At 63.4% G+C, this 26,999-nt stretch carries 28 protein-coding genes and 1 pseudogene; 17 read left to right on the top strand and 12 right to left on the bottom strand.

The annotated features are described in order from the left end of the window. Positions 1-12: 12 nt before the first annotated feature. From K3F44_RS06260 to K3F44_RS06250, 3 genes are read right to left on the bottom strand one after another with little or no spacing between them, the layout of a single operon-like run. Positions 13-177 carry a DUF2256 domain-containing protein gene (locus K3F44_RS06260; RefSeq protein WP_220633570.1) on the bottom strand — a complete coding sequence of 55 codons (165 nt, stop codon included), beginning with the start codon at positions 175-177 and terminating at the stop codon, positions 13-15. Next, positions 174-1,718: a cryptochrome/photolyase family protein gene (locus K3F44_RS06255; protein ID WP_220633569.1), complete on the bottom strand. Its 1,545-nt coding sequence runs from the start codon at positions 1,716-1,718 to the stop codon at positions 174-176. Before K3F44_RS06255 ends, K3F44_RS06260 begins: the two co-directional genes overlap by 4 nt. Continuing rightward, entirely contained in the window at positions 1,712-2,017 is a 306-nt protein-coding gene (locus K3F44_RS06250) for a DUF6482 family protein (protein WP_101323011.1), read from the bottom strand. The genes K3F44_RS06255 and K3F44_RS06250 overlap by 7 nt, the downstream gene beginning before the upstream one ends. A gap of 135 nt (positions 2,018-2,152) precedes the next feature. On the opposite strand from K3F44_RS06250, the gene K3F44_RS06245 reads away from it, so the two are divergent. The 11 genes and pseudogenes from K3F44_RS06245 (at position 2,153) to K3F44_RS06200 (ending at position 13,938) form a co-directional block, all read left to right on the top strand. Further along, positions 2,153-2,368: a TIGR02450 family Trp-rich protein gene (locus K3F44_RS06245; protein WP_101319202.1), complete on the top strand. Its 216-nt coding sequence runs from the start codon at positions 2,153-2,155 to the stop codon at positions 2,366-2,368. A gap of 142 nt (positions 2,369-2,510) precedes the next feature. Further along, positions 2,511-3,011, top strand: a pseudogene (locus K3F44_RS25075) (PAS domain-containing protein); the annotation flags it as partial. 30 nt (positions 3,012-3,041) lie between these two features. Then, complete coding sequence (locus K3F44_RS25070) at positions 3,042-3,563, top strand: methyl-accepting chemotaxis protein (protein ID WP_224786378.1); 522 nt, start codon at positions 3,042-3,044, stop codon at positions 3,561-3,563. 179 nt (positions 3,564-3,742) lie between these two features. Next, the gene (locus K3F44_RS06235; RefSeq protein WP_150569317.1) at positions 3,743-4,642 is read left to right on the top strand and encodes a LysR family transcriptional regulator; all 900 of its coding nucleotides are present in this window, start codon (positions 3,743-3,745) and stop codon (positions 4,640-4,642) included. Positions 4,643-4,820: 178 nt separating this feature from the next. Next, the gene (locus K3F44_RS06230) at positions 4,821-5,711 is read left to right on the top strand and encodes a LysR family transcriptional regulator (protein WP_150569318.1); all 891 of its coding nucleotides are present in this window, start codon (positions 4,821-4,823) and stop codon (positions 5,709-5,711) included. Between the two features lie 154 nt (positions 5,712-5,865). Beyond that, positions 5,866-6,324 carry a (2Fe-2S)-binding protein gene (locus tag K3F44_RS06225; protein WP_150569319.1) on the top strand — a complete coding sequence of 153 codons (459 nt, stop codon included), beginning with the start codon at positions 5,866-5,868 and terminating at the stop codon, positions 6,322-6,324. Next, entirely contained in the window at positions 6,321-8,564 is a 2,244-nt protein-coding gene (locus K3F44_RS06220) for a xanthine dehydrogenase family protein molybdopterin-binding subunit (RefSeq protein ID WP_188035875.1), read from the top strand. Before K3F44_RS06225 ends, K3F44_RS06220 begins: the two co-directional genes overlap by 4 nt. Before the next feature lie 22 nt (positions 8,565-8,586). After that, the gene (locus K3F44_RS06215; RefSeq protein ID WP_150569321.1) at positions 8,587-9,933 is read left to right on the top strand and encodes a cytochrome c; all 1,347 of its coding nucleotides are present in this window, start codon (positions 8,587-8,589) and stop codon (positions 9,931-9,933) included. 107 nt (positions 9,934-10,040) lie between these two features. After that, on the top strand, positions 10,041-11,063 hold the full coding sequence (locus tag K3F44_RS06210) for an XdhC family protein (protein WP_150569322.1): 1,023 nt from the start codon (positions 10,041-10,043) through the stop codon (positions 11,061-11,063). An 86-nt stretch (positions 11,064-11,149) separates the two neighbouring features. After that, positions 11,150-12,799: an MFS transporter gene (locus K3F44_RS06205; protein WP_150569323.1), complete on the top strand. Its 1,650-nt coding sequence runs from the start codon at positions 11,150-11,152 to the stop codon at positions 12,797-12,799. Continuing rightward, positions 12,796-13,938, top strand: coding sequence for an HlyD family secretion protein (locus tag K3F44_RS06200; RefSeq protein ID WP_220633566.1), 1,143 nt, complete (start codon positions 12,796-12,798; stop codon positions 13,936-13,938). The genes K3F44_RS06205 and K3F44_RS06200 overlap by 4 nt, the downstream gene beginning before the upstream one ends. 8 nt (positions 13,939-13,946) lie before the next feature. On the opposite strand, the gene K3F44_RS06195 is transcribed toward K3F44_RS06200, so the two are convergent. From K3F44_RS06195 to K3F44_RS06165, 7 genes are all read right to left on the bottom strand, one after another. Further along, positions 13,947-14,822, bottom strand: coding sequence for an AEC family transporter (locus K3F44_RS06195; protein WP_101319181.1), 876 nt, complete (start codon positions 14,820-14,822; stop codon positions 13,947-13,949). Positions 14,823-14,936: 114 nt separating this feature from the next. Continuing rightward, positions 14,937-15,374 carry a type II 3-dehydroquinate dehydratase gene (aroQ, locus tag K3F44_RS06190; protein ID WP_101319179.1) on the bottom strand — a complete coding sequence of 146 codons (438 nt, stop codon included), beginning with the start codon at positions 15,372-15,374 and terminating at the stop codon, positions 14,937-14,939. Positions 15,375-15,378: 4 nt separating this feature from the next. Beyond that, positions 15,379-16,197, bottom strand: a complete 819-nt coding sequence (gene aroE / locus K3F44_RS06185) for a shikimate dehydrogenase (protein ID WP_101319177.1) — start codon at positions 16,195-16,197, stop codon at positions 15,379-15,381. Next, positions 16,194-17,426 (bottom strand): CaiB/BaiF CoA-transferase family protein, encoded by a 1,233-nt coding sequence (locus K3F44_RS06180; protein WP_181106434.1) that lies wholly within the window; start codon positions 17,424-17,426, stop codon positions 16,194-16,196. Before K3F44_RS06180 ends, aroE begins: the two co-directional genes overlap by 4 nt. Next, positions 17,423-17,878 (bottom strand): MaoC family dehydratase, encoded by a 456-nt coding sequence (locus K3F44_RS06175; RefSeq protein WP_150572629.1) that lies wholly within the window; start codon positions 17,876-17,878, stop codon positions 17,423-17,425. The genes K3F44_RS06180 and K3F44_RS06175 overlap by 4 nt, the downstream gene beginning before the upstream one ends. Next, complete coding sequence (locus K3F44_RS06170) at positions 17,875-18,270, bottom strand: VOC family protein (protein WP_101319171.1); 396 nt, start codon at positions 18,268-18,270, stop codon at positions 17,875-17,877. The genes K3F44_RS06175 and K3F44_RS06170 overlap by 4 nt, the downstream gene beginning before the upstream one ends. Next, complete coding sequence (locus K3F44_RS06165; RefSeq protein WP_150569328.1) at positions 18,267-19,214, bottom strand: ketopantoate reductase family protein; 948 nt, start codon at positions 19,212-19,214, stop codon at positions 18,267-18,269. Before K3F44_RS06165 ends, K3F44_RS06170 begins: the two co-directional genes overlap by 4 nt. A 93-nt stretch (positions 19,215-19,307) precedes the next feature. Here K3F44_RS06165 and K3F44_RS06160 point away from each other — a divergent pair, with 93 nt between their 5' ends. The 3 genes from K3F44_RS06160 to K3F44_RS06150 all read left to right on the top strand — a co-directional run bounded on the left by K3F44_RS06160 (position 19,308) and on the right by K3F44_RS06150 (position 22,119). After that, the gene (locus tag K3F44_RS06160) at positions 19,308-20,234 is read left to right on the top strand and encodes a LysR family transcriptional regulator (protein ID WP_220633565.1); all 927 of its coding nucleotides are present in this window, start codon (positions 19,308-19,310) and stop codon (positions 20,232-20,234) included. 214 nt (positions 20,235-20,448) lie between these two features. Then, positions 20,449-21,741, top strand: coding sequence for an MFS transporter (locus tag K3F44_RS06155; protein WP_220633564.1), 1,293 nt, complete (start codon positions 20,449-20,451; stop codon positions 21,739-21,741). A 96-nt stretch (positions 21,742-21,837) separates the two neighbouring features. Further along, positions 21,838-22,119, top strand: coding sequence for a hypothetical protein (locus tag K3F44_RS06150; RefSeq protein WP_150569329.1), 282 nt, complete (start codon positions 21,838-21,840; stop codon positions 22,117-22,119). A 47-nt stretch (positions 22,120-22,166) separates the two neighbouring features. On the opposite strand, the gene K3F44_RS06145 is transcribed toward K3F44_RS06150, so the two are convergent. Further along, positions 22,167-23,099, bottom strand: a complete 933-nt coding sequence (locus K3F44_RS06145) for a LysR family transcriptional regulator (RefSeq protein ID WP_101319162.1) — start codon at positions 23,097-23,099, stop codon at positions 22,167-22,169. Between the two features lie 118 nt (positions 23,100-23,217). On the opposite strand from K3F44_RS06145, the gene K3F44_RS06140 reads away from it, so the two are divergent. Next, positions 23,218-23,487 carry a DUF2790 domain-containing protein gene (locus K3F44_RS06140; protein WP_220633563.1) on the top strand — a complete coding sequence of 90 codons (270 nt, stop codon included), beginning with the start codon at positions 23,218-23,220 and terminating at the stop codon, positions 23,485-23,487. Between the two features lie 4 nt (positions 23,488-23,491). On the opposite strand, the gene K3F44_RS06135 is transcribed toward K3F44_RS06140, so the two are convergent. After that, entirely contained in the window at positions 23,492-24,190 is a 699-nt protein-coding gene (locus K3F44_RS06135; protein ID WP_220633562.1) for a class I SAM-dependent methyltransferase, read from the bottom strand. Between the two features lie 164 nt (positions 24,191-24,354). On the opposite strand from K3F44_RS06135, the gene K3F44_RS06130 reads away from it, so the two are divergent. Beyond that, complete coding sequence (locus K3F44_RS06130) at positions 24,355-24,735, top strand: RidA family protein (protein ID WP_101319158.1); 381 nt, start codon at positions 24,355-24,357, stop codon at positions 24,733-24,735. A gap of 178 nt (positions 24,736-24,913) precedes the next feature. Next, positions 24,914-26,998 (top strand): TonB-dependent receptor, encoded by a 2,085-nt coding sequence (locus tag K3F44_RS06125; RefSeq protein ID WP_220633561.1) that lies wholly within the window; start codon positions 24,914-24,916, stop codon positions 26,996-26,998. Position 26,999 lies beyond the last annotated feature (1 nt).

Raw genomic sequence — 26,999 nt, 5'->3', positions numbered from 1 at the left:
CCAGCGTGGCGCTCAGCAATCCGCCTGAGTGTCCTCGCCCGGGGCGCTGCGCCGCGCTCGGCGGCAGCGCTCAGAGCAATATTTCACTTCATCCCAGCACCGCTCCCAGCGCTTGCGCCAGCTGAACGGCAAGCCGCAGACCGGGCAGTCCTTTTGCGGCAGATGGGCTTTTTTCAAAGCGTTTCTCCTGCGTCGAGCCTGGCCAGCAGCGTCTCACCACGCTGCCACAGCGCTTCTCGGCGTTGCGGGTCCATCCCGGCCAGGCCGCGATAGACCTGCGCCAGCCGCGGGTTGAGCGCCAGTTGCTGTTCATGGCGCATGAGGAAGTGCCAATACAGCGCGTTGAACGGACAAGCCTGCTCGCCCAGCGACTGCTCGACCTGATAAACGCAGTTGCCACAGTAGTCGGACATCCGCTGGATATAGCGGCCGCTGGCGCAATAGGGTTTGGAGCCCAGGTAGCCGCCGTCGGCATGCATGACCATGCCCAGCGTGTTGGGCAACTCGACCCACTCGAAGGCATCCAGATATACCGCCAGGTACCACTCGCAGATCTGCGCCGGGGCGATGCCGGCGAGTAAGGCAAAGTTGCCGGTGATCATCAGCCGTTGAATATGGTGTGCGTAGCCCAGCTCGAGGGTCTGCCCGATCGCCTGAGCCATGCAGCGCATGCCGGTGTTACCGGTCCAATAGAACTCGGGCAGCGGACGCTGGTTGCCAAAGGCATTGAGCTCGGCGTACTCCGGCATGCGCAGCCAATAGATGCCATGCACGTACTCGCGCCAGCCGATCAGTTGGCGGATGTAGCCTTCGGCCGCGTTCAGCGGCACGCGGCCCTGGCGGTATGCGGTTTCGACATCGCTGCACAGCTGGCGCAAATCCAGCAGGCCGATGTTCAGCGCCGCGCTGATGCGTGAATGGAACAGAAACGGCTCACCTTCAGCCATGGCGTCCTGATAATCACCGAAGGCGGCCAGGCCGAAGTCGAGAAAGTGCTGCCAGAGACCCTGCGCCTGGGCATGATCGACAGGGTAGTCGAAGCCGTCGACCTTGCCGTAGTGGCTGGCAAAGCGCTCGCGCACCAGCGCCACCACCGCTTGGGTGATCGCGTCCTGGCTGAACCGCGCCGGGAACGCCCCGCGCAGAGTGCGTGGCAGGCTCTTGCGGTTGTCGCGGTCAAAGTTCCAGGCGCCGCCCAGCGGGCTGCCATCGTCTTCGAGCAGCAGCCGGCAGCGCTTGCGCATCGACCGATAGAATTGCTCCATCCGCAGCTGCTCGCGGCCTGCCGCCCAGCGGGCGAAGGCCTGGCGCGAGCAGAGAAAGCGCCGGTCAGGGTGCCACACCTGAGCTACCGGGCAACTGCGTAACGCTTGCTCAAGGCGCCACTCGCCGCATTCGGTGAAGTGCACTTCGCTTGCACCAAGCTCGGCCTGCCAGCGTTGGACTTCGCCGGGCAGGCTATGGGTATTGCTGGAAGCATCGAGTTCAACATAAATCACTTGCCAACCATGCTCACGTAAAGCTTTAGCAAAGTGTCGCATCGCGCTGAAAATCATGATTATTTTTTGCGGATGATGCGGCACGTAGCTCGCCTCGTTCTGCACTTCGGCCAGCAGCAGGATGTCACGCTGCGGGTCCAGTGCCTGGATCGAACTCAGGTCGAATGACAGCTGGTCACCGAGTATCAGGCCCAGTCGCGGAGTACTTGCGGCTACCACGTCTGCTCCAGTGACAATGGCAGGCGCAATGGCTCGATCTGGCCTTCGCGCTGGCCGCACATCTCATCGTGGACTACATGCTGGACGAGCACACAGCGCATTGCCGGGAAGCCCGCGAGCAAACTGCGCAAGTGCGTCGACGAGCGCAGGTGCATCGGCCTGCCGCCCTCACCGGCCAAAGTCTGCAGGCCTGTTGCGGTACGCACCCTGAGCAGGTAAATGCCGCCCTCCAGGGACAGCAGCTCAAGCTCGTCGACTGAATCCGCATCAGCAAGACTGCGCAACTGCTGCAAGGTGATCGAGGTAGTACGGGTAGCGTCGGTCATGTGGGAGCTCCCTGTGACAAAATGGCGATTCTTGTACAATCCGCAATGCGTGTATAAGTCTATAGCCTAGACGCAAAGATATCAGCAGCCACCGCGCATGGAGCTCTCATGAACAGGTTCAACCCCCGCAAACTGGCGCTGTCGAAATGGACAGCACGCGCACCGCAAAACCGCGAGAAGCACTTCATCGTCACCCAATTGCTGTGTGATGACGAAGGCACGCCGCTGCAAGTCGAGCTGCAGGCGGTGCTGACCGGGCGCAGTGAAGTGTTCGACTGGCAGGAACTGCGCGACTCCACCCGGTGGCTGCTGGGCTGGAAGTGAGCCTGACCGCGAACGGGGCACTTAAGTTCTCATACTTGTACAACAATAAATATTTGTACAAATATTAGCGGTGGTGGCTTAATGGCACCTCCTGTGTGGGCACCGTGCCAACACGCAGATTTTGTCCCCGAGGCCCGCCGCCATGCTTATCCGCGCCAGCACCCACCAGCAGTTGTTGCATGCGGAACACACCCGTCAAGCCGCGCTCGAGGCCGAAGTGGCTGCGCTGCGCAAGACCGTCGCCACGCTTCAGGACGAGCATGGTGTAGCCCAGCAGCACGCCAAGGGACAGGCCAGCTTCATCAACGCCATTGAACGTTCGATGGCCGTCATCGAGTTTGCTCTCGACGGGCGCGTGATCAATGCCAACGCCAACTTCCTCGAGGTCATGGGCTATCGCCTGGATCAGATACGCGGTCAGCATCACCAGATGTTCTGCTCTGCCAGCGAAGCGAAAAGTGACGCCTATCGCGAGTTCTGGGCAGCGCTGAATCGTGGCACGTTCAAGGCAGGCCAATTCCCGCGCCTGGACAGTCGCGGCGCCACCGTCTGGCTGCAGGCTACCTACAACCCGCTGTATGACGAGCACGGCAAGCTCTATGGCGTCGTCAAGTTTGCCAGTGATATCACCTCTGAGATCGAGCAGCGCGAGGCCGAATCGCAAGCTGCACTGGTGGCCTTCGAGACGTCGCAGCACACCGATGAGTGTACCCAGCAGGGTTCTGCAGTGGTGCAACAGACCGTAAACATGGTGCAGAGCATTGCCGACGAGCTCACGCAGATGGGCCAGGCGATCAGTGCGCTGAGTGAGCAGTCCGATCAGATCGGCACCATTGTCGATGCTATCCGCAGCATCGCCGAGCAGACCAACCTGCTGGCCCTCAACGCGGCAATCGAAGCCGCCCGCGCCGGCGACCAAGGCCGCGGCTTTGCCGTGGTCGCCGATGAGGTGCGCAACCTGGCGCAACGCACCAGCAAGGCCACCGTGGCGATCAGTGAAGTGGTCGGCAAGAACCGCGAACTGGCCCGCCAGGCTGTGGCGAGCATGCAGGCGAGTACGCTGAAGACCGAGCAAGGTGTTGAGCTGGCGCACAAGGCTGGCGCGGTGATCGAGGATATTCAGCACGGTGCGCAGCGGGTGGTTGAAGTGATTGGCCAGTTCGCCCAGCGTCTGGAGCAACGCCAGCAACGCTGATCTTGGGGCCGCCAAGTGATCTCTCATTGCCAAACGAGCGAAACCAGCGGCCTGAATCGTCATGCCTCTTATAGGCAGCGCCTAGCCCTATCTGCTCACTCCAGCGCTCGATCAGAACGCTGTTCATCGTCAGACCATCCCTGTAGTTTGCCCGACAGTTCTCCAGTGAAGTGCCCTCCATGGACCCCAAGACTTTGCGCGATGCGTTCTCCGGCCTGAGTGTGTTCTTTGCCGTCGCGCACGCGCGCAGTTTCACCAAAGCGGCAGCGCGGCTGGGTGTGTCACAGACAGCCGTCAGCCACGCCGTACGCGCCCTGGAAGCCCGCCTGGGCGTCAGCCTGCTGTCACGCAACTCGCGCAATGTGACGGTGACAGAGGCCGGCGAGCAACTGCTGGCGAACGTCGCACCGCAATTCGAGGCCATCGATATGCAGTTGCAGGCGCTGACCGAGTTGAGCAACAGCCCTACCGGCACGATCCGCATCACCGCCTCCGATCACGCCGTGCGGGCGGTGCTGATGAGCAAGCTCAAGCTGTTTTTGCCGGCACATCCGGGGATCAAGGTCGAGCTGTCGACCAACAGCGGCTTTGTCGACATTGTTGCCGAACGTTTCGATGCCGGGGTCAGGCTCGGCGAGGCAGTGGCGCAGGATATGATCGCCGTGCGCATCGCTGCGGATGCGCCCTATGCAGTTGTCGCTACCCCGGCTTACCTGCAGCATCACGGTATGGCGCACACACCAAGCGACCTGTTGCAGCACAACTGCATCAACCTGCGCCTGCCGACGCGGGGCAATTTATGGGCGTGGGAATTTGCAGTCGATGGCCGCGAAGTCAATCTGCGTGTGGACGGGCAACTGATCTTCAACAACACCTCCGACGCCGTGGAAGCCGTCCTGGCCGGGCTTGGCGTCGCCTATCTGCCTGCGGAACTGGTCGAGCAGCATGTGCAGTCCGGGAAGCTGCTGCAGATGCTCGAAGACTTCAGCCCGGTGTGGCCCGGCTTACACCTTTATTACCCCAGCCGACGGCAACCGTCAGGGGCGATGGCCCTGCTGATTGCGGCACTGCGCGTCTAGTCAATTACCCTGCCCGGCTCGCCCAACGTGCTCCAGCCACGCACGCTGCACCGGTATTTATCAACCAAGCTCATAGCTGCATGCAGTTTATGCAGGTTTCTAGTGCCGCCCATCCCGCCTACAGTGTCGTCTCTGCGCCAATTATTAGCGCACACCACTGGATTTCAGGACTGCTGCAATGGCCAGAGAGCACTACAGCCAACTTCAGGCGTTGATCGTCGTTGCCCGCGAGCGCAGCTTCACCCGCGCCGCAGCACAGTTGGCCATGTCGCAATCGATGCTCAGCCACACCATCCGCGACCTGGAAACGCGCCTCGGTGTGCGCCTGCTGACGCGCACAACGCGCAGCGTCTCGGTTACCGAGGCAGGCGAACGCTTGATCGCCGAGGTGGCACCGCGCCTTGAGCTGATCGAAGCACAACTGCACGCGGTCGTCGAACTCGGCGACATGCCCAGCGGCACCGTGCGCATCACCGCCAGCGACCATGCCATCGACAGCTTGCTCTGGCCAAAATTGCAAAGCCTGCTGGCGCGCTACCCGCGCTTGAACCTGGAGCTGCACAGCGATTACGCCTTCTCCGATATCGTCCAGGGCCGGTTTGACTTTGGCGTACGCCTGGGGGACAGCCTGGGCAAGGACATCCGCTCGGTGTGCATCAGCCCGGACATGCGCCTGGCAATCATCGCTGCGCCCGCTTATTTCGCCGAACGGCATATGCCAGAAACCCCGGAGCAACTCAGCCAACACGCCTGTATCAACCTGCGCCTGCCAACCCAGGGCAACCTGTATGCCTGGGAGCTCAAGCACGGCGAGCGCGAAATCAGCGTGCGGGTCGAGGGCCGGCTGGTGTTCAACGGCATCTACCAGGTGCTCAATGCCGCCCTCGACGGCCATGGTCTGGCCTATGTCCCACACGATCTGGCTGCCACCCATCTGGCGGCTGGCCGGGCTGTGCCCGTGCTTGAAACGTGGTGGCGCAGCTTTCCTGGCTACCACTTGTATTACTCGGCGCAGCGCGAGACCTCACGCGCCATGCAGGTCGTGATCGAAACACTGCGCCTGAACTGAATCAAATGAGCAACACCGCCGACCGCTTGAGCAGCCGCCGGCTGCGCCTTGACCACCTTGTGCTAGTTTTTCCGCATGGGGTGCGCAGGGCCTGGGGCATTGGCGGCCTGATAAAAACTAGAGTTCCATCCAACCGACTGATTACGGGTGAGCCATGCAGCTTCGAATCAACCAAAAGACCTACGAGGTCGATGCCGACGCGGATACTCCACTGCTGTGGGTAATCCGTGATGACCTGGGCATGACCGGCACCAAATACGGCTGCGGCCTGGCCCAATGCGGCGCCTGTTCAGTGCTGGTCGACGGCAATGTGGTGCGCGCCTGCGTGACGCCGATTGCCGGCGTGGTCGGGCGTGAGATCACCACCATCGAAGCCATCGAGGCCGACGCTGTCGGCAAGCGCGTGGTCGCTGCCTGGGTCGACAAACAAGTCGCACAGTGCGGCTACTGCCAGTCCGGCCAGGTCATGGCCGCCACTGCCCTGCTCAAGCACACCCCCAAGCCCAGCGATGAGCAGATTTCTGCGGCGATGATCAACCTCTGCCGCTGCGGTACCTACAACGCGATCCATGACGCCGTGCATGCACTGGCCAAGCAGGAGGACGTGGTATGACCAAGCCTGTCGTCTACCCCGCCGATCTGCTCGCGCTCGATCAACCGGTCAACCTGTCGCGCCGGCGCTTTCTCGCCGGCAGCGCCATTGGCGCTCTGGTGCTGGGTTTTGGCCTGCCGCTAGGCGCTTCGCGGGTACAAGCCGCTGCAGCGGCAACCCCAGCGCTGGGCACTCAGGTGCCGGCGTTCCTGGAAATCCGCCCAGACAACAGCATCCGCCTGCTCAGCCCGTTCATGGAAGGCGGCCAAGGCACCTTCACGGCGATGGCGCAGATTGTCGGCGAGGAGCTGGATGCCGATCCTGCCACCTTCCTGGTCGAAGCCGCGCCGCCCGGTGAAGCTTACGTGGTGCTGGAAAACGGCATGCGCATTACCGGCGGGAGCATGTCGGTGCGCCTGAGCTACCCGGTCATGCGGCGCCTGGGCGCCCTCGGCCGGGCCATGCTGGTGCAGGCCGCCAGCACCAAGCTGGGCGTACCGGTCAGTGAGCTGAGCACCGAGCCGGGTCGGGTCATTCACGCCAGCTCCGGCCGTTCGCTGAGCTACGGTGAGCTGGCCGGCGCGGCCATGGACCTGCCGGTGCCCGATCCGGACAGCATTACCTTGCGTGACCCGAGCCAGTTCCGCTGGATCGGCAAGCCGGTCAAGCGTGTCGACGCCTACGACAAATCCACCGGCAAGGCGGTCTACGCCATCGACCTGAAAGTCGACGGCATGCTCCACGCCGCCGTGCAGCACGCGCCACGCCTGGGCATGACCGTAGCTGGTGTGCGCAACGAGGCGCAGGTCAAGGCCATGAAGGGCGTGCACTCGGTGCATCAGCTGCCGGGCGCAGTGGCAGTGGTTGCCGAGCGCTGGTGGCACGCCAAGCGCGCTGCCGAAGCGCTGCAGGTGCAATGGCAGGAGCCGACTGCGGACTCCAAGGTGCGGCCGATGCCGGCGGACTTCTCCAGCGACGGCTTCCGCGAGCACCTGGCGGCGCAGACCGGGCCGCAGCGCGAAGAAGAGCTTGAAGGCGATTTCAGTAAAGCCCTGGACGGCGCCAAGACCAAGGTCGAGGCCACTTACCACAATCAGTTCGTCAACCACGCGCAGCTGGAGCCACCTTCTGCACTGGCCCGCTACAACGACGATGGCTCGCTCGAAGTCTGGCTGCCGAACCAGGCACCCGACATGTTCCGCGCCGACATCGCCAAGCGCACCGGCCTCGATCTTGCGCAGATCACCCTGCACTCGCCGCTGCTCGGTGGGTTCTTTGGCCGGCATTTCCTTTACGACAGCGCCAACCCCTATCCGCAAGCGATCGCCCTGGCCAAGGCCGTCGGCCGGCCGATCAAATTGATCTGGAGCCGCGAAGAAGAATTTGTCCGCGACGTGCTACGGCCGATGGCGGTGGTCAAGTTCCGTGCCGGGCTGGACGCCAACGGCATGCCGGTGGCAATCGAAGCTGTCAGCGCTACCGAAGGCCCGACCGAAGCAATCGCCGGCAGCCCAGCGGAAAAAGGCGACCCGACGGCACTCGAAGGTTTGTCCGGCAAGTCGTACGCGATCGCCAACCGTCGCGTCGCGCAGATCTACGTCAAGGGCCCGGCAATGCTCGGCTACTGGCGCTCGGTGGGCAACTCGATGAACGACTTCTTCTATGAAGCGTTCCTCGACGAACTGGCCGACAAAGGCGGCCAGGACCCCTATGCGCTGCGCATGCACCTGCTGCAGGGTAACCAGCGCCTGAGCACCCTGCTCAAGGCGGTGGCCGATCTGTCTGGTGGCTGGAAACGGGGCCCGTTCACCGCCGAAGACGGCAGCAAGCGTGCCCGCGGCGTAGCCATGGCCTCACCGTTTGGCTCGCATGCAGCAGTAATCGCTGAAGTCTCGATCGAGAACGGCCAGGTCAAAGTGCATGACATCTGGCAGGCCATCGATCCTGGCAGCATCGTCAACCCAGCCATCGTCGAGGCTCAGGTCAACGGCGCGGTCTCGCTGGGGCTGTCGCAAGCCTTGCTCGAAGAAGCGGTGTATGTCGATGGCAAGCCCCGCGCGCGCAATTACGACCTGTATCCGATTCTGCCAGCGGCGCGCATGGCCAGAGTGCATGTACGCATTGTCGAAAGTGGCGAGAAGATGGGCGGCATCGGCGAACCACCCTTGCCTGCGGTCGCCCCGGCAGTCGCCAACGCGGTAGCGCAGCTGACCGGCCAGCGCATCCGCAGCATGCCACTGTCACGCTATACCTTCAGCTAAGCTGGCCCAGGACGACCTGCACATGACTCGAAAAAGCCTTGCAAGACCCTTGGCCCTGTTAGCCGTGCCGTGCCTGATCGCGGCCGGCCTGCTGGCCTGGTACGTCACCCGTGAACCGGCCTCGCCGTTTACCGCTACAACCCAGAGCAACACCGATCCGGCCTTGGTCCAGCGCGGTGAATACGTCGCCCGCCTCAGCGACTGCGTGGCCTGCCACAGCCTGCCGGACGCCGCGCCGTTTGCCGGCGGGCTGAAGATGGCGACGCCGCTAGGGGCGATTTACGCCACCAACATCACTCCCGACCCTGATCATGGCATTGGCAAATACAGTCTGGCCGAGTTTGACCAGGCCGTGCGCCACGGCGTTGCGCCCGGCGGGCGCCGGTTGTACCCAGCCATGCCATACCCGTCCTATTCCAAGCTCAGCGACGAAGACGTGCAGGCGCTGTACGCCTTCTTCATGCAGGGCGTGCAAGCAGCCAACCAGCCCAACAAGCCCGGGGAAATCCCCTGGCCGTTGAGCCTGCGCTGGCCAATTGCACTGTGGAACGGCCTGTTCACCGAGGCCGAACCCTACGCCGCCAAGCCTGAGCAGAATGCCCAGTGGAACCGTGGCGCCTACCTGGTGCAGGGCCCCGGCCATTGCGGCAGTTGCCATACCCCACGCGGCATCGCCTTTGATGAAAAAGCCCTGAGCGAGCGCGGCGCTACCTTCGTCTCCGGGGCCTTGCTCGACGGCTGGTACGCGCCGAGCCTGCGCAATGACCACAACACCGGCCTGGGCCGCTGGAGCGAAGCCGACATTGCCCGCTTCCTCAAGACCGGGCGCAACCAGCATGCGGTGGTCTACGGCTCGATGACCGAGGCCTTCAACAACTCGACGCAGTTCATGAGCGATGAAGACCTGGCAGCGATCGCCCACTACCTCAAGTCGTTGCCGGGCGACCCGAAACGCGATGGCCCGCCTTGGCAATACCAAGCCGTATCGGCAGCGCAGCAGCTGGACAAACCTGGTGCGCACACCTACGTCACCGCCTGCGCCAGTTGCCACGGGCTGGATGGCCGCGGCCAGGCTGAATGGATGCCGCCACTGGCCGGAGCGACCTCTGCGCTGGCCGAGCACAACGCCTCGGCCATCAACATCACCCTCAACGGTGCCCAACGGGTGGTTGCCGCCGGCGTACCGGATGCCTACCGCATGCCGTCATTCCGCGAGCAGCTGAGCGATCAGCAAATCGCCGAGGTACTGAGCTTTGTCCGCAGCAGTTGGGGCAACACCGGCACTGCAGTGCCCGCCAAGGACGTGGCCAAGCTGCGCGAGCACACCGACCCGGCCAGCAGCAGCCCGATCATCCTGCAGATGCGTTGAAAGGAACCTCAAGCATGCTGCGATGCTCAGTAAGACAGGAGTGCTCGCGGGGCGATTACCGTCAGCGAGCATGACTGCATAGTGCACAAACAGATCAAGGAACACCGATGGAAAGCATTGACCTGATGGTCCTGCGCACCGCCCGCGACTGGTTGGCGGCTGGCGAGCAGGTGCTGCTGGCGACCGTTGCCCGCACCTGGGGCTCGTCGCCACGCCCGGTCGGCTCGATGATGGCCCTGCGCGAGGACGGCCGGGTGATCGGCAGTGTTTCCGGCGGCTGCATCGAAGATGACCTGGTCCACCGCTACACCCGCGCCTACGGTGGCAGCGGTGTGAGCGACGGTTTGCCGCAGGTGGTGTGCTACGGCGTCAGCGCCGATGAAGCCCACCGCTTTGGCCTGCCCTGCGGCGGCACCCTGGAGTTGGTGCTCGAATTCAACCCCTGCCATCAAGCCCTTGGCCTGCTGCTGGAGCGGCTGGATGCAGGCGGCCTGGCCCGACGCAGCCTGGATCTGGCCAGCGGCACGGCGACGCTGGAACACACGTCGACCCCAGAGCAATTCAGCTTCGACGGCGCGCGCATGGTCAGCACCCTTGGCCCTGGCTACCGGATGTTGCTGATCGGCGCCGGCGCTTTGGCCGAGTATGTGGCTACCATGGCCCAGTTCAATGGTTTCAAGGTCACCGTGTGCGATCCGCGACCGGAACACATGGCGGGCTGGAGTGTTGCCGGTGTCGAGCAGGTGGTGGGCATGCCGGATGACGTGGTGCGGGCGTTCGTGCCGGACCTGCGCACCTGCATTCTGGCCCTGAGCCACGACCCCAAGCTGGATGACCTGGCCCTGCTCGAAGCCCTGCACGGCCCGTCATTCTATATCGGCGCGATCGGCTCGCGGCGCAATAGCCAGCAACGACGTGAGCGGTTGATCGAGCACTTTGACGAAACCGAGGCGTCACTCAAGCGATTACACGGCCCCATTGGCATCTATATTGGCAGCAAGACCCCAGCCGAGATCGCCGTGAGCGTGATGGCGGAGATTCTCGCGTGCAAAAACAATGTCGAACTGCCGGGCGAGCTGTCGGTCACCGAAGCCAAACGCGCGCAAGAGCTTGAGTTGCTGGCCAGTTGAGCAGCGCTAAAATTGCTGCAGCAGCTTCACCCGCTTGACCGATCTGACGTACAGTTTCGCAAGTAGACCAAGGCCAAGCCCTTCCGATGGACAAGTACGCCCCACGCCAGTGGCTCCCCCACGAAAAGCCGACCATTCCCGGCTCGCCGTCGACCCCGCTGCATCCACCTCTGACTCGCCTCGCCTACGGCGCGGTGGGCCTGCTGGTGGCTATCACCGGCGGCCTGGGCAATGCTCTGGTGACCGCCAACCTGACCTTTTTGCAAGGCGCGCTCGGTGCCACCAGCGCCGAAATGGCCTGGCTGCCGGCGGCGTTCGTGATGACCAACGTGTCGATGAATCTGCTGCTGGTGAAGTTTCGCCAGCAGTTTGGCCTGCGCGCGTTCACCGAAGTGTTCCTGGTGCTGTATGCACTGGTCACCTTCGCCCACTTGTTCGTCAACGACATCAACTCAGCCATCGCCGTGCGCGCAGCCCACGGTATGGTCGGCGCAGCGCTGAGCTCACTGGGCCTGTACTACATGATTCAGGCCTTTCCCGAGCGTTGGCGACTCAAAGCCATGGTGCTCGGCCTGGGTGCCTCGCAGCTGGCGATACCGCTGGCGCGGATCTTCTCCGAAGACCTGCTGCAGATTGCCGAATGGCGCGGTTTGTACATGTTCGAACTGGGCCTGGCGCTGACCGCGCTGGGCTGCGTATTACTGCTGAAGTTGCCGCCCGGCGACCGTTTCAAGACCTTCGAGCCGCTGGATTTTCTCACTTTTGGCCTGATGGCCAGCGGCACCGCGCTGCTCTGCGCCGCGCTGTCGCTGGGGCGCATCGAATGGTGGCTGGACACGCCGTGGATCGGCATGGCGCTGGCGGCCTCGATCGGTTTGATCTGCGCCGGGCTGGCGATCGAGCACAACCGCAGCAACCCGTTGTTGATGACCCGCTGGCTGAGCAGCGCCGCGGTGATCCGCCTGGCACTGTGCGTGATCCTGATCCGCATGGTCACCTCCGAGCAATCGACCGGCGCGGTGGGCTTTCTGCAAACGCTCAACCTGGGCACCGAGCAGCTGCGCAGCCTGTATGGGGTGATGCTGCTGGGCGCCGTGGCCGGGCTGGTCACCAGTGCCCTGACCATCAACCCCAAGCACCTGGTGCTGCCGCTGTTCGGCTCGCTGGCGCTGATGGCTGTCGGCGCCTACATGGACAGCAGCTCGAGCAACCTGACCCGGCCAGCGCAGATGTACCTGAGCCAGTTCATGCTGGCGTTTGGCAGCACCTTCTTCCTCGGCCCATCGATGGCGTTGGGCATCGGCCACGTGCGCGCCAACCCGCGCAACCTGGTCAGCTTTTCGGTGCTGTTCGGGATCTGCAACAACCTCGGCGGCTTGCTTGGCGCGGCCTTGCTCGGCACCTTCCAGACCGTGCGCGAGAAATTCCACTCGAGCAACCTCAGCGAACAGCTGAGCCGCCTCGAACCCCTGGTCAACGCTCGGGTCCAAAGCGGTGGCGGCAGCTATGCTGGAGTCATTGCCGACCCGGCCCTGCGCACTGAAGTCGGCACCCGCTTGTTGGCCAATGCCGCCACCCGCGAAGCCAACGTGCTGGCTTACAACGATGTATTCCTGCTGATCGCCGGGATTGCCATACTGACCATGCTCTGGATTTCGCTGCGCAGCCTGTGGGTCTGGCACACGACCCGCCAGGCGGCCCTTTCCGACTCAACCCGCGGCGCTTCGAATCAATGAATGAAGAAACACCGATCACCTCTACCAACGCCATTGCCGAAACTCCGGAAGGTCAGACCCCGCCCACGCAGCCGAGCAACCCCGGCGGCTCGCGACGAGTGCGGGTATTGTCTGTGCTGACCTTTGCCGGCGTGGCCCTGGCCGGCATCCTGCTGGTGTTGTACGCCTGGCAACTGCCGCCATTTGGCAGCGATATCGAGAGCACCGAAAACGCGCTGGTGCGTGGCCAGGTCACGCTGATCGGCCCGCAGCTGTCCGGCTATGTCGTCGAAGTGCCGGTGCAGGACTTCCAGTACGTCAAGGCCGGCGACCTGCTGGTGCGCCTTGATGACCGCATCTACACCCAGCGCCTGGCCCAGGCCATTGCGCAATTACAGCAACAGCAGGCCGCGCTGGCCAACAACCTGCAGCAGCGCAAGAGCGCCGAGGCGACCATCGTCCAGCGCCAGGCGGCGATCACCGATGCTGCCGCCCAGGCCGACAAGAGCCAGGCTGACCTGCGCCGCAATCAGGCGCTGGTCAGCGACGGTTCGGTATCGCGCCGGGAGCTGGATGTCAGCCGCGCCAATCATGCAGCATCAGTGGCGAGCCTGGCCCAGGCCAAGGCCGCGCTGGAGATCGCGCGCCAGGACGTAGAGACGGTGATCGTCAACCGCGCCTCGCTGGAAGCCTCGGTAGAAAACGCAAAGGCCGCGGTCGAGCTGGCCCGCATCGACCTGGACAACACCCGGGTCACCGCACCGCGCGATGGCCAGCTCGGCCAGATCGGCACGCGCCTGGGGGCTTATGTCAATTCAGGTGCGCAGTTGATGCCGCTGGTCCCGGACAACCACTGGATCATCGCCAACATGAAGGAAACCCAGATGGCCAAGGTACGCATTGGCCAGCCGGTGACCTTCAGCGTCGATGCGCTCGATCACTTGAAACTGCGCGGCCACGTGCAGCAGATCTCACCCGCGACCGGCTCGGAGTTCGCCTTGCTGCAAGCCGACAACGCCACCGGCAACTTCGTCAAGATCGCGCAACGGATCCCGGTGCGGATCACCGTCGACCAGGACCAGCCCGACGCCAAGCGTCTGCGCCCGGGGATGTCGGTGGTGGTCGGCATCGATACCCGCGCCGAGCATTCAAGCGACTAGGCTGCGGGTTACAGCCACCAGGCCAGCACCAGCGGCAACCAGACGAACGACAGGATCGTCGAGCACATCACCAGGTTGGCGACCTCTTCAGGTGAGCGCTTGGCGCGCACGGCCAGCAGGTAGTTGAACACTGCCACCGGCATCGACGATTGCAACACCAGGATGGCCTTGGCCATGGTTTCCAGGTCAAGCAGCTCACCCACTGCCCAGCCAACCGCGCCACCCAGAACGATCCGCAGGCCGCCCAGCAGCATGCCCTTGCCGACCTGTTGCAGGCGGATGCTGGCCAGCGACACGCCGAGGGTCAGCAGCATCAACGGGATGGTCATGCCGCCCAGCAGATTGACAGTATTGGCCAGCCACTTGGGCAATTCCCATTGCAGAAAGATGATCGGCATGGCCCCCGCCAGGCTGATCACGATCGGGTTGCGCAGCAGCGCCTTGAACGAGCTGGCGCCGCCAGCCACGGCAATGCCCACGGTAAACTGGAAGATCGACAAGGTCAGAAAGAACGCCACCGCCAGCGCCAGGCCATGCTCGCCAAAGGCGTACAGGCTGATTGGCAGGCCCATGTTGCCGGTGTTGGGATACATGAACGCCGGCAACAAGACGCGCCAGTGCAGGCCAGACAAGCGACTGACCAGCAGCCCGACCAAGGCCATGCCAGCCATGCACAGCACGCAGGCCAACGCCATATTGGTAAAGGCCGACTGGTCCAGTTTGGTCCGGCTCAAGGTCGACAGCACCAAGGCTGGGGTGCCGATGTTCATCACCAGCCGGGCGATGAATTCGGTGGGGTAGTCGATACCGCTGCGGGCCCAGCCGTAGCCAATGCCCGCGACGATAAACACCGGTGCCAGAACAGCGAACAACGAAGCCAGCATGCCTTGCCCTCAACGGCGATCAGTGCCGATCGCCTGGAAAAGATCCCAGTATGCCCCAGCTGCCCCGCGCCCGGCGTTCTGGCGTTGATAAAAGCGCTAGCAGGCCAGCGTCAATCAGAGCATGCCCATCGCCGCACGCAAGGCCAGCAGATAGGTGTCGACACCAAATCCACAGATCTGCCCGCGCACCACTTCGGCGAATACCGAGTGATGCCGGAACGCCTCGCGGGCATGGATGTTCGACATGTGCACTTCCACTACCGGCACTTCCAGAATCGCCAGCGCATCGCGAATGCCGTAGCTGTAGTGGGTCCAGGCCCCGGCATTGATCAGCACCGCATCGACCCGCTCTTCGTAGGCCTGGTGAATACGCTCGCACATCGCCCCTTCGTAGTTGCTCTGGAAGCTCTCGATGCGCGCGCCGAGTTCCTCACCCAGCGCCTGCAAGGCCTGATCGATGTCTGCCAGCGTGGCCGTGCCGTACTGGCGTGGGTCACGTTTGCCGAACATGTTGTGGTTGATGCCGTGCAGCATCAGGATATTGACGCTCATGGCGCTACTCGAGGGGGATGGTCAGTTGGTTGATCACAGCGCGCGTCTCAGGCCGCACCCCGCGCCACCAGGCAAACGCCTCTGCCGCCTGCTCGACCAGCATACCGACGCCGTCCGCCAGGTTCGGCACGCCCTGCTCGCGGGCCAGCCGCAGGAATGGCGTGAGGCCTTTGCCGTAGGCCAGCTCGTAGGCCAGCTGGGCACCGTTCAATACGTCAGCAGGCAACGGCGGCAGCTCGCCGCTGAGGCTGGCCGAGGTGGCATTGATAACGATATCGAAGGTCTCGCCCTGCAGCTCTTCGTAACGGCTGATGCGCAGCAGCGGGTGGTCGACTTCATTGCGCAGCGCCACGGCCTTGGACATATCGCGGTTGACGATGACCAGCTCCAACGGCGCTGCCTGCAGAAACGGCAGCAGCGCACCACGCACCGCACCACCGGCGCCGAGCAACAGCACGCGGCGGTTGCGCAGCGGCTGGCCAAGGTTGCTTTCGATGTCGCGCAGCAAGCCGATGCCATCGAAGTTTTCCGCAACGATGCGCCCGTCTTCGAACTTCAGCGCGTTGGCGGCACCGGCCAACTGGGCGCGCTCGCTGCGCCGGTCGGCCAGCTCGAACGCGCGCAGCTTGAACGGCGCGGTGATGTTCATGCCCAACCCGCCCGACTCGCGAAAGCTCAGTACCTGCGCTTCGAAGCCGTCGAGTTGGCCTTCGATGGCGCCGTATTCAAGTACCTGCTCGCTGACCTGGGCAAACAGGCCGTGAATCAGCGGCGACTTGGTGTGATTGATCGGCCGCCCGATCACTGTATAGCGGTCAGTCATGCTGCATCTCCGTGGCTGAACAAGACCCCATCTGCCTGCATCGCAGCGATCTGTTCAGGGCTGAAACCAAGCCCGGCGGCGATTTCGGCGTTGTGCTGGCCGAGGTCCGGGGCGACCTGGTGAATGGTGGTATCGCAGTCCGAAAAGCGGAACGGCAGGTTGGGCAGGCGCAAGGTGCCGTAGCGCGGGTGCTCCTGCTCGATGACCATGTTGCGGGCTTTGATCTGCGGGTCGGCGAGCACCTCGTCGATGCGCTGGACCTTGGCGCTGGGGATGTCGATGCCGTCGAGCAAGGCGAGGATATCCGCCACCTGCCGCGCGCCGACCCACTCGCGCACCACCGCCAGAATGTCCTCGCGATTGGCGTTGCGCCCGTTCAGGCTGTGGAAGCGGCTGTCACTGCCAAAGCCGCTCGGGCCGCCGTTGGCTTCGAGCATGGCGGCGAAGCGCTGCCAGGCGTCGTCCACCTGCGCGGCGATCACCAGGTCACCATCGGCGGCGCGGAACACCCCGTACAGGGTCGACGTCGGCATGTCATGCCCGGTCTGCTCGGGCAGCACGGTGCCGTCGGACAGCGTGTAGCACTGCACGGCGTATTCGTGCATCGACACCAGCGTGTCGTAGAGGGCCATGTCGATATGCTGGCCGCGGCCACTGCTGACCCGGCCCAACAACGCCGCGTTGATTGCAGCTACGGCATGAATGCCGGTGTACATGTCACCCAGCGAAATACGCAGCAACGGCGGTGCCTCGCCGGGTACGCCGACCATCTGCATGATGCCGCTCTTGGCTTCGGCGATCAGGCCGAAGCCTGCGCGGTGCGCATCAGGCCCGGTGTGGCCATAGGCCGAGATCGAGCAATAGACCAGCCGCGGGTTGCGCGCCGACAGCTCGCTGTAGCCCAGACCGAGCTTTTCCAGTGCACCGGGCCGGTAGTTTTCGATGAAGACGTCGGCCGAGTCGGTCAGGCGCTGCATGAAGGCCTTGCCGCGCGGGTCGCGCATGTTGACGCTGACGCCCTGCTTGCCCATGTTCAGTTGCAGAAAGTAACCGCTCTGCTGCTCGTCCAGGGTGAAGGCATGCTGGCGGCCCGCGTCACCTGTGCCTGGGCGCTCGACCTTGATCACTTCGGCGCCCAGCGCAGCCAGGCAGCGGCCAACGTAAGGGCCGGCGAGAAAGTGGCTGTAATCAATGACGCGAATGCCCGCGAGTGGTAATGCCTGACTCATGCCTGCGCCCTCCTTGGGACCATCAACCGGTGCTCGCCACGCTGCACCACTTCGCCGTGCTGGTTGATCAGCTCCGACGGCAAGACCACGATGCCCCAGCCTGGGCGGCTCTTGCTTGCGCGCATCGAGCCGACGCGCATGCGCACGTGGAGCACGTCGTTGACCTTGATCGGCAGGAGGAAGTCCCAGGTCCAGCCCAGCGACATGCCGGGCACGAAGCGGTATTCGCATTGGGTCTTGAGGCCGTCGGCAATCGACAGGCCGAACAAGCCATGGGCAACCAGGCAGCCAAAGTGGCTGGCGTTGGCGTAAGCCTCGTCGACATGAACCGGGGTGTGATCACCGGTAAGGTCGGCATAGGCCAGAATGCGCTCGCGGGTCACGGTATAGCTTGGGCTGATGCACTCGTCGCCTTCACGGGCATCGTCCCAGAATTTTTCCACTACGTTCATGCTTGCTCCTGTGCACGTGGGTCAATCGCCAATGCCTGGGCTACGCAGCTGACCGGCCGGGCCTGAATCAGCTCGATCGCCAGGCCATCCGGCAGGCGGAACCAGTTGAAGCCTTGCGGCAATGGCGTGACGCCGAAGCGCTGCGCAGCAGCCAGGCTGGCCTCGAGGTCTTCGCACATGATGCCCAGGTGGGCCATGCGCCCTTCCGGGCCGGCAAAATCCGGCTGATGGATGAACTGCAAACCGCCCAGGGTCCAGTACTGCGCAGGCTGCTCGAGGCTGCCCTGGACTTCACGCATGGTCATGCCGCACACCTCGCTGAAAAAGCCGATGTGCCAGTGGATGTCCTTGACGAAGAATGCAACGTGTTCGAGGTAGGCTTTGGCAGTCACTTGAAGTCCCTCTTTTGATAGTCGGCCATGGCGCGTTCGATGCCTTTGATGCAGGCCACCAGGGTCGCGTTGACCGGCGTGGGCACGCCATGGCGCTGGCCCCAGCGCACGACGGAGCCGTTGATGAAGTCGATTTCGGTGATCGAGCCTTTTTCCAGGCTCTGCAGCATCGAGGTGCGAAAACTCGCCGGCAGGCCTTCGGCAGCCAGTTGCCAGGCAGCTTCTGGGCTGGTCAGGCTGAGGCGGATACCGGCCCGCTCGGCGACCGCGATGGCTTCGGCCACCGCTGCCTTGGCCGTGCTCTCGAGCAGCGGTTCGCTGTACAGCTGGCCATAGCTGAGCATGGTGATGCCGCTGAGCGCGCCGGTGGCGACGTTGACCAACAGCTTGTCCCACATGGTGCCGAGGATGTTGTCGCTGACACTGGTGGCCAGCCCGGCGCCGTTGAAGGCGTCGGCAATGGCTTGCACCCGTGGCGTCAACTGGCCGTCGAGCTCGCCGATAAAAGTCTGCTTGCCGGCTACCCCGGCGCGGATCGAGCCGGGCGCCAGCAGCACGCCACCGACGTAGGTCTTGCCGGCCAATACCCGCTCGCGACCGACCGCCTCGGCCAGAATGTCCTCGTGACCCAGGCCGTTCTGCAGTGACAGCACCAGTGTCTGCGGGCCGATCAAGGCAGTGGCGCCGGCAATCGCTTCAGCGGTATGGAACGACTTGACCAGCACCACCACCAGATCGGCCGCGCCGATCTCTTCGGCATCGACGCTGGCGTTGACCCGCACGTGGCGCTCGCCACGCTCATCGTTGACGTGCAGGCCGTGCTGGTTGATCGCAGCGACATGCGCCTGGCCGCGGTTCAACAACCAGGTTTCATGCCCCGCCTCGCTCAAGGCAGCGCCAATGGCGCAACCGAGGGCGCCGGCTCCAAGAATGCAGATTTTCACGTCGCAAGCCTCCTGTGCTTTGCGACTACATTAGGCAGGCGGGCTTATTTGGGCTATACAATGGCCTCAATAGCACTATTGAGAATTACAATAATGACCCCGTTGGATGCCCTGCCAGATCCCAAGCTGCTGCGCCTGTTCGATGTCCTCTACAACTGCCGCAGCGTGACCCGCGCCGCCGAGCAACTGGGCCAGAGCCAGCCGACCATCAGCATCTGGCTGGCACGCCTGCGCGAGCAACTGAACGACACCTTGTTTGTGCGCACCCCCGGCGGCATGGCGCCCACGCCGCGGGCTGACCAGTTGATCGGGCCGTGCCGCGAGGTGCTCGAATCGCTGCGCCGACTGACTGCCTCCGAGCCACAATTCATCGCCGCGACCGCGCAGCGCCGTTTTCGCTTATGCGTCAGCGATGCCAGCCACATCACCTTGCTGCCGCGCATCCTCAATCATCTGCGCTCGCACGCGCCGGGCATCCGCCTGGAAGCGGCACGCATCGACGGCAATACCGAAAGCGCGCTGGAATCAGGCGAGGCCGACCTGGCCATTGGTTTTGTGCCCTGGCTGGGCGGCGGCATGTACCAGCAGGTGTTGTTCGAGCAGGACTGGGTGTGCCTGAGCAACCCCAAGCATGCCACCGACGGGGAGCCCATGAGCATCACCCGCTACCGGACCGAGGGACACGTGCAAGTCAGTGCCGGCACCGGCCAGAAACTGCTCGAGGCGGCTCTGACCCGGGCCGGCATCGAGCGCCGGGTGATGCTTGAGCTGCCCGGTTTTCTCGGGCTGGGCATGGTGGTCGGCTCGACCGACCTGATCGCGACGCTCCCTCGGCATATCGGCCAGACACTGGCCGCCATGCATGGCCTGCAGATGACCGATTGCCCGCTTGCGGTCGACGGCTTCACGGTCAAGCAGCACTGGCACGCACGCTACCACCAGGACAGCGGCAATCGCTGGTTGCGCGAGTTGATTCGGCAGTTGTTTCAGCCGCCACGGCTGGCTGATGGCCACGCCTGACAGCGCGGGCTGCTGCAGCCACACGCCGACCGTTTATCCTGCGGCGGATGGTCGCAGGGCCAGCCCCCTTGGCAAATTCAGGATAACGCTTAAAATCGCGCCTCCTTTTCGCCAGTCACCCTGCTACAGGCACCCTCGCTACCGGTCCGCAATGGCCCGGCCCAGCCTGCGCGGCAAAAAGGCACACATCTGCTGATTTCTTCTTGAGGTATGTATGTCTCCGCGTTTGCTGGCCATGGCGCTGGCGCCCCTGCTTGGGCTGTTCATCATGGCCCTGGGCAATGGTTTCATGTCTTCGTTGACCACACTGCAACTGGGTACGGCGGGCGAATCGGCGACGATGATCGGTATCGTCTCTTCGGCCTACTTCATCGGCCTGACCCTGGGCGCCCTGTTCAATGACCGGCTGATCCTGCGCATCGGCCACATCCGTGCCTACAGCAGCTTCGCCGCGCTGATCACCGCCACCAGCCTGATGCAGGGCCTGTTCTACGACACCACCTGGTGGATGGCCATGCGCCTGATCAACGGCTGGGCTGCCGTCGGCGTGTTTCTGGTGATTGAAAGCTGGTTGCTGATGGCCGGCGACGCGAGGATCCGCGGGCGCCTGCTGGCCCTTTACATGATCGCCTTCTACGGTGCTGGCGTGCTGGCCCAGGCTGCGTTGGGCGAGATCACTGGCCTGGGCGCCAGCGCGCCATACATGGTTGCCGGCATGCTGGCAGCGCTGTCGGTGCTGCCGATCGTGATCCTGCCGCAGGTATCGCCGGTGCTCGATCAGGTCGAGCCGCTCAAACCCCGGCAACTGCTGGGCGTGGCCCCCACCGGGCTGGTCGGCTGCTTTGGTTCGGGCGTGGCAATCGCCGCGGTGTATACATTGCTGCCGCTGTACTTGCAGCGCATCGGTCTGGCGGTGGGTGAAGTCGGCACCATGATGGCCTGGGTGATTCTCGGCGCCATGCTGCTGCAGTATCCGGTGGGGCGCTGGTCCGACCGCAAGGACCGCCAGGATGTGCTGATCACGCTGGCCGCGCTGTGCACCGTGCTGTCGCTGGTGATCGGCCTGCTGCCGGCCAACTCGGTTCTGTTGCCGGCAATGCTGTTCCTGCTCGGCGGCTGTGTGTTCGCGGTGTACCCGGTGTCGGTCAGCAGCGCTGCCGACCGCGCCCCGGCGGATGCGCTGGTGCCGATGATCCAGGGCCTGCTGCTGATCAACTCGCTGGGCTCGGCAATGGCGCCGCTGGCGATTTCGCCGGTGATGACCTCGTACGGCGAAGTCGGCCTGTTCTGGGCCTTTGCCGTGATCAACCTGGCCATGGTCAGCTTCTTCCTCTGGCGCCGTGGCAAGCGCCCGGCACCGGAGCATCCCGCGCCGTTTGCTGCGAGCACCACGTTCTCGCCGAGTGGCGCCGAACTGCGGGTGACCGAAGAACTGCGCCATGCCGTGCAGGAGCACCCGTCGATGGCTGAAACCCAGGCGCCGGCGCCTGCTGCAGAACACGCCTGACCCGCGCCGGGGGCATGACCGCTCGTCGCCCGACGGGCACCCTGCCCCCGCTGGCGTGGCCGAACACATGACGATCATCCTTACAGGAGATTCACCATGGTTCGCTTCCGCCCGCTTCCGTTAGTTCTTGCCCTGTCGTTGGGCCTTGCTTCTACCGTCAGCATTGCTGCCACAGACATGAACAGCGGCAAGTCCACCACTGAACAGTCCTCTGGCGACCAACCGCGTGGCAGCACCGCCGGTGATGGCAGCAGCGTCAACAGCCCAGGCGGCAGCCCGGATAACGACAGCAGCGATACCGGTACCGACTCCGATGGCGCAGATGGCAAGACCCCTGGGCCAAGCGACTCAAGCAGTGCCGAGCAAGACGATCATTGATTGCAGGGGCGCTGTGGGGAAACCTGCAGCGCCGCGCTTCAGTTCAATCAGCGCCAGTGGCGCTGTTCTTCGACTACCTGTTCATGCGCCTGGAACATCAGCGGCAGTTGCTCCTTGAGCATGTCCAGCCAGGTCCGCACCTTGGCATCCAGATAGTGCCGGGACGGATAGATCGCATAAATCTCCCGCTGCCGCAGACGATGTGGCGCCAATACCCGGCATAGCCGTCCCTGCTCGATGGCCCTGGTCGCGGAAAAATACGGAATCAAGCCAATCCCCATACCCAGCTCGGTAGCCTGCAACATGGCATCCGCGACGTTGGTCAGGAAGGTCTGCTGCGGTTGAATCACGCAGCTCTCGGCCGCTTGTTCAAATACCCAGTCCTCTTCGAACAATGGGTCGCCCATGCGCATGCACACATGCTGCTGCAGGTCCTCTGGTCGCTCGGGCACGCCGTGACGCGCCAGATAGTCAGGTGAGGCACAAAGGATGCTGTAGATGCCGCCCAGGGGGATGGCAATCAGCTGCGAATCCGGCAAGCCGCGGCCGATGGTGATGACCACGTCGTGGCCCTCATCGAGCGGATCGGGGTTGCGCTGCGACAGGGTCAGCTCCATCACCACTTCCGGGCAGGCCGCCTGATAGGCCGCCACCAGCGGCATCATCAGCAGGCCCAAGCCATGGGTGGAGTGCACCCGCAGCCGCCCGCGCGGGGTAAGGTGCGCGCCGCGCGCTTCGTCCATGGCCTCTTCACTGAGCAACAGGATCTGCCGCGCCCGCTCAAGGAAACGCTCGCCCGCCTCGCTCATGCGCAGGCGCCGGGTGGTGCGGTGCAGCAGGCGGGTCTGCAACTGGTTTTCAAGCTCGGCGACGATGCGTGAGACCTGGGCGGCAGAGATGTCGAGGGCATTGGCGGCGCCCGCGAAACTGCCGCAATCGACTACCCGGGTGAAAGTCCGCATGGCATGCAGCATGTCCATGGAAGCGCGCTCCTGAAATTTAATTCGTACATCAAGAGCAGCAATCTATCACGTTGCAGGCCATTTATTGTGAATCGCCAAGCAATGCATCATGGCTCATACGTAAGAGGAGCTCATCATGAAAGCCATTATCACAATTTTTGCCCTTCTCAGCTCAGTGACTACCACCGTTGCCTACGCCGACCAGGGCAATCAACAACCAGTACCCGCAGCGGTTGAGCAATACCACTACGGCATGCCGTTGGACGTTGCCAAGGTGATTTCCATTACACCGGCAAGCGACATCGAAGACTGCAAGGTGGGCACCGCGCGGATGGCCTATCTGGACCAGCAAGGCCAGCGCCACGACATCAGCTTCCGCGAGATGGGTAACTGCTCGCAGATGTAATCGATCAGGCCCCGGCCAGCAGTTGAGTAATCCACTCGACCTGCTTGCTGAACAGCCGGGCCTTGGCCTGCGGCACCTCTTGCGCATGTTCGAAGTGCGCCAGGGTCTGCTGGCGCTGACGCAGCACGCGGCGCCACTTGCCCAGAAACGCCTCGCTGCGCTGCTCCATCAAGCGCGGGCCAAACAATAGCTGCTGCGGCGTGTAGACCACGTCAGCAGCCGGCACGGCAACGATGATCTCGTAGTCGAAGCGGTTCTCGCGCAGGACCTCTTCATGCTCGATGCGGTAACCGTTGTTCATCACCCAAGTGCGCAGCTCCTGCTCGCCACCGTTGGGCTGCATGATCAACCGCTCGCTGCCAGCCAGGTGATTCTTGCCGCGCTCGAATATCTCGCACATGGTCTCGCCGCCCATACCGCACAAGCTGACCACATCGATCCGGTCACCCGCTTCGATCGCTGCCAGGCCATCCGCCAGGCGCACGGCGATACGCTGCTCCAGGCCATTTTTACGCACCTTGCGCTGCGCCGAGTGAAACGGCGTCTGCGCCACTTCGCCAGCCACGGCAAACTCGATCGCCCCGCGCAGCATCAACGCCACCGGCAGGTAACCGTGGTCCGAGCCAATATCCGCCAGCCGCGCTGATGCCGGCACGTTCGCCGCGACCCGTTCCAGGCGTTGCGACAGTGTGTGTTCGTTCAAGCCCTGTTCCTTCTGCATAACCGAGGCTGTGCGCTCGGCCAAATGGCCGCGATTCTGACCGGCAATGCCTACTATTTCAATTTCAATGGCCCAGCGGCGGCTCGACCGGCCCGGCTCGCTCACGTAGGCTTGCGCCTTTCCTCCCGTGCTAGGCATCTATTCCCATGGCAAATGCAGACATTACCTTCATTCCAGACCCAGACCCGGAGTCGATCTCGTCCGACGTGACCGGCTTCGGCAATTTGCTGGTGAGCACGCAGATCCCGACCCGGGCAGACGGCAGCCTGGAGCTGGGCGGGATTGTCGAGCAAAGCGAATGCACTCTGCAGGCGCTGAAAACTGCCCTGGAGCGCGCTGGCAGTTCCATGGACCGTGTGCTGCACTTGACCATCTACCTCACCGACATGGCTGACCGGCCTGCATTCAACGAGGTCTACCAGCGCTTCTTCAGCCAGCCATGGCCGGTCCGGGCCGCCGTTGGCGTGGCCGCACTGGCAGTTGAAGGCATGCGCGTAGAAGTAACCGCAATGGCCGCCAAAGCCTGACGCGACCCCCCTGTAGGAGCGGCCTTGTGTCGCGAAAGGGGCGCGTAGCGGCCCCGGCGATTTTGCGGCGTGGCGCAGATCCTGGGGCCGCTACGCAGCCCTTTCGCGACACAAGGCCGCTCCTACAGGGGCCGCGTAAACCGCACTTTTATCACCGCTTCAAGCAGCAGGAAGCCCCATGCGTCGCCATTTCACCGTTCTACTGCCAACCCTCGGCCTGTGCAGCCTGGCCCATGCCGAGCCTGCAACCACCTTCAACCTGCTCGAGCCGGTGGTGGTCACGGGCACCTATGCACCCAACCAGAGCTTCGACCTGCCCTACTCCATCGACACCGTGGAACGCGCGCAGATCGCTGATGGCCAGTTGGGGGTCAATTTGTCCGAGGCGCTCAATCGCGTGCCCGGGCTGGTGGTGCAGAACCGTCAGAACTACGCCCAGGACCTGCAGATATCTTCTCGCGGGTATGGCGCTCGATCGGCATTTGGCATTCGCGGGATCAAGCTGCTCAGCGATGGAATCCCGGCAAGTACGCCCGATGGCCAGGGCCAGGCAGCCTCGCTCAACCTCGATGTGGCCGAGCGCATCGAAGTGCTGCGCGGCCCTGCGTCGGCGATCTACGGCAGCAATGCCGGCGGCGTGATCCAGATGTTCTCCCGCGATGGCGCCGGGGCGCCCAAAGTCGGCGTCGACACCACCTTTGGCAGCGATGGCTTCAACAAGAACCATGTCTACGGCGAGGGTGGCAATGACTATGCCGGGTTCGTCCTCGATGCTTCTCGCTTGGACACCGATGGCTACCGCGACCACAGTGCGGCCCGGCGCGACCAGACCTTTGCCAAGGTGCATGTGCGCCCCGATGAAGACAGCCGCCTGGCACTGATATTCAGCACTTTGGAGCAGAACGGCACGCAGGACCCGCTGGGGCAGACCTGGCAAGGTTACAAGGCTGATCCGCGCTCAGTGAGCAGCCGCGCCGAAGAATACAACACGCGCAAAAGCATCCATCACCAGCAAGTGGGGATGAATTACGAGCGTTATTTCGGTGACGCGACCTTGCAGTTCAATCTGTATGCGGGCAAGCGCAGTGTGATTCAGTATCTGTCGATCCCCCGAGGCACAGCGCCCAACAACCGCGGCGGTGGCGTGGTCGATTTCGACCGGGAGTTCCACGGTGGCACCTTGCGCTGGATTCAACCGGTCGAAGTCGCCTACGGTGCCCTGACCCTCACCGCCGGCGCCGATTACGACCGCAGCACGGACGACCGCCGCGGCTTCCAGAACTTCAGCGGCGACACGCTGGGCGTCAAAGGTGAACTGCGTCGCGACGAGAAGGACACCGCCACCAGCCTCGACCCTTATCTACAAGCCCACTGGGAACTCGACCGCTGGACCGTGGACGCTGGCGTGCGCCGCAGCAGCATGGAAATGGAGGTCGACGACAAGTACCTGGCCAATGGCGATTCCAGCGGCTCGAAAAAGTATCAACGCACCACGCCGACACTGTCGGTGATGTACGCCTTCACCCCTGAGCTGCACGGCTACGTCAGCGCTGGCAAGGCGTTCGAGACCCCGACGCAGGCCGAGATGGCCTATGCGCCAGGTGCCGTGGAAGGCTTCAACTTCGGCCTCAAACCCGCGACCAGCACCCAGTACGAGATCGGCCTTAAAGCCCGTCCAGACGACCGCACCCGGATCAACCTGGCGCTGTTCGAGATTCAGACCGAAGACGAAGTGGTGGTATTTGCTTCAAACAACGGTCGCACCAGTTACCAAAACGCCGGCCAGACACTGCGACGTGGCCTGGAGCTTGGTGTGCAACGGGAGCTGAGCGAACAATGGCAGGCCAACGTCGCCTACACGCTGCTTGATGCAACCTATGACGAATCCGTCAGCCAAGGCAGCAGCACCATCGAGAAAGGCAACAATTTGCCTGGCGTACCGCGCAGCAGTCTATTTGCCGAGCTCGTGTGGAAACCGCATCCAGGGATCAGCATGGGCCTTGAGGGCCAATATCGCAGCAAAGTCTACGTTGAGGACAGCAATCAACAGACCGCTGCGCCGGCCTATACCGTATTCAACTGGCGCACGCGCTTCGAGCAGAACCTTGGCCCATGGACCTTCCATCAACTGCTGCGGTTGGACAACCTGACCGATCGCCAATACGTCGGTTCGGTGATTGTCGGCGATGGTAACCAGCGCTACTACGAAGCAGCCCCCGGCCGCTCCTGGTACGCCGGCGCCGGCATGGAATACCAGTTCTGAC

It is taken from the genome of Pseudomonas sp. S07E 245, from assembly GCF_019599025.1.
Taxonomy (GTDB): Bacteria; Pseudomonadota; Gammaproteobacteria; order Pseudomonadales; family Pseudomonadaceae; genus Aquipseudomonas; species Aquipseudomonas shirazensis.
This window is presented reverse-complemented; position numbering and strand designations above follow the sequence as displayed.

What these genes read in the sequence shown, in the direction of transcription:
- K3F44_RS06245 (WP_101319202.1), top strand. Translation starts at nt 2,153, where the DNA reads ATGAACAGGTTCAACCCCCGCAAACTGGCGCTGTCGAAATGGACAGCA.
- K3F44_RS06235 (WP_150569317.1), top strand. Translation starts at nt 3,743, where the DNA reads ATGGACCCCAAGACTTTGCGCGATGCGTTCTCCGGCCTGAGTGTGTTC.
- K3F44_RS06230 (WP_150569318.1), top strand. Translation starts at nt 4,821, where the DNA reads ATGGCCAGAGAGCACTACAGCCAACTTCAGGCGTTGATCGTCGTTGCC.
- K3F44_RS06225 (WP_150569319.1), top strand. Translation starts at nt 5,866, where the DNA reads ATGCAGCTTCGAATCAACCAAAAGACCTACGAGGTCGATGCCGACGCG.
- K3F44_RS06220 (WP_188035875.1), top strand. Translation starts at nt 6,321, where the DNA reads ATGACCAAGCCTGTCGTCTACCCCGCCGATCTGCTCGCGCTCGATCAA.
- K3F44_RS06215 (WP_150569321.1), top strand. Translation starts at nt 8,587, where the DNA reads ATGACTCGAAAAAGCCTTGCAAGACCCTTGGCCCTGTTAGCCGTGCCG.
- K3F44_RS06210 (WP_150569322.1), top strand. Translation starts at nt 10,041, where the DNA reads ATGGAAAGCATTGACCTGATGGTCCTGCGCACCGCCCGCGACTGGTTG.
- K3F44_RS06205 (WP_150569323.1), top strand. Translation starts at nt 11,150, where the DNA reads ATGGACAAGTACGCCCCACGCCAGTGGCTCCCCCACGAAAAGCCGACC.
- K3F44_RS06200 (WP_220633566.1), top strand. Translation starts at nt 12,796, where the DNA reads ATGAATGAAGAAACACCGATCACCTCTACCAACGCCATTGCCGAAACT.
- K3F44_RS06195 (WP_101319181.1), bottom strand. Translation starts at nt 14,822, where the DNA reads ATGCTGGCTTCGTTGTTCGCTGTTCTGGCACCGGTGTTTATCGTCGCG.
- aroQ (WP_101319179.1), bottom strand. Translation starts at nt 15,374, where the DNA reads ATGAGCGTCAATATCCTGATGCTGCACGGCATCAACCACAACATGTTC.
- aroE (WP_101319177.1), bottom strand. Translation starts at nt 16,197, where the DNA reads ATGACTGACCGCTATACAGTGATCGGGCGGCCGATCAATCACACCAAG.
- K3F44_RS06180 (WP_181106434.1), bottom strand. Translation starts at nt 17,426, where the DNA reads ATGAGTCAGGCATTACCACTCGCGGGCATTCGCGTCATTGATTACAGC.
- K3F44_RS06175 (WP_150572629.1), bottom strand. Translation starts at nt 17,878, where the DNA reads ATGAACGTAGTGGAAAAATTCTGGGACGATGCCCGTGAAGGCGACGAG.
- K3F44_RS06160 (WP_220633565.1), top strand. Translation starts at nt 19,308, where the DNA reads ATGACCCCGTTGGATGCCCTGCCAGATCCCAAGCTGCTGCGCCTGTTC.
- K3F44_RS06155 (WP_220633564.1), top strand. Translation starts at nt 20,449, where the DNA reads ATGTCTCCGCGTTTGCTGGCCATGGCGCTGGCGCCCCTGCTTGGGCTG.
- K3F44_RS06150 (WP_150569329.1), top strand. Translation starts at nt 21,838, where the DNA reads ATGGTTCGCTTCCGCCCGCTTCCGTTAGTTCTTGCCCTGTCGTTGGGC.
- K3F44_RS06145 (WP_101319162.1), bottom strand. Translation starts at nt 23,099, where the DNA reads ATGGACATGCTGCATGCCATGCGGACTTTCACCCGGGTAGTCGATTGC.
- K3F44_RS06140 (WP_220633563.1), top strand. Translation starts at nt 23,218, where the DNA reads ATGAAAGCCATTATCACAATTTTTGCCCTTCTCAGCTCAGTGACTACC.
- K3F44_RS06130 (WP_101319158.1), top strand. Translation starts at nt 24,355, where the DNA reads ATGGCAAATGCAGACATTACCTTCATTCCAGACCCAGACCCGGAGTCG.
- K3F44_RS06125 (WP_220633561.1), top strand. Translation starts at nt 24,914, where the DNA reads ATGCGTCGCCATTTCACCGTTCTACTGCCAACCCTCGGCCTGTGCAGC.